We start from the raw sequence: 647 nt of genomic DNA, 5'->3' as shown, positions 1-647 counted from the left end.
GCACCGACAGGTGCAGGGCGCCGCCGCCGTCGCCGCTGGTGATCAGCTCCAGCGTGGCCGCCTCCAGCCGCGCAAGCAGGACGCTCACCGCCTTTTCGTAGCGTTCCCCGGCAGGGGTGAGCGAGAGGCGCTTGCGGCTGCGCTCGAACAGGTCGATGCCCACCCAGCGCTCCAGCTCCTGTATCTGTTTGCTGACCGCGCTCTGCGTGAGGTGCAGCGCCTCGGCCGCGCGCGAGACGCCGCCGAACCGTGCCACGGTGCAGAAAGCCCGCAGAAGGTGCAGGGGAGGGTTGAGGCGGCGCAGCGACATGGTCCCAGGATGGCGATGACAATATTCCGGATGGGAATATTAACAGGCATACGAATTGCTTTTTGAAACACGGAGCTTACGTTAGTCTTACTTTCTCTATAAGGATCAACCCCCATGCAACGTCGTCATCTCTTGCAACTCTCCGCGCTGGCCGCGCTGCCCGCATCGCTCGGCCTCGCGCGCAGCGCCTGGGCGCAGTCCAGCGGCGCGATCCAGTTCGGCTGCCCCGTGCCCATGTCGGGGGCCTTCGCGGCGAACGGCAAGTTCGCCGACCTCGGCATGAAGCTGGCGATCGAGCAGTACGGCAAGGCCCTGGGCCGCCCCCTGGCCTACACCG

General features: G+C 66.2%; 1 protein-coding gene and 1 pseudogene. One reads left to right on the top strand and one right to left on the bottom strand.

Annotation, left to right across the window (positions count from 1 at the left end):
* Positions 1-310 (bottom strand): LysR family transcriptional regulator (locus GVL52_RS31570; RefSeq protein ID WP_160012669.1); only part of this gene is annotated, 310 nt, incomplete at its 3' end.
* Between the two features lie 114 nt (positions 311-424).
* On the opposite strand from GVL52_RS31570, the pseudogene GVL52_RS31565 reads away from it, so the two are divergent.
* A pseudogene (locus GVL52_RS31565) lies at positions 425-647 on the top strand (hypothetical protein); the annotation flags it as partial.

Source organism: Rhizobium sp. 18055, from assembly GCF_902706285.1.
Classification (GTDB): domain Bacteria; phylum Pseudomonadota; class Alphaproteobacteria; order Rhizobiales; family Rhizobiaceae; genus Rhizobium.
This window is presented reverse-complemented; position numbering and strand designations above follow the sequence as displayed.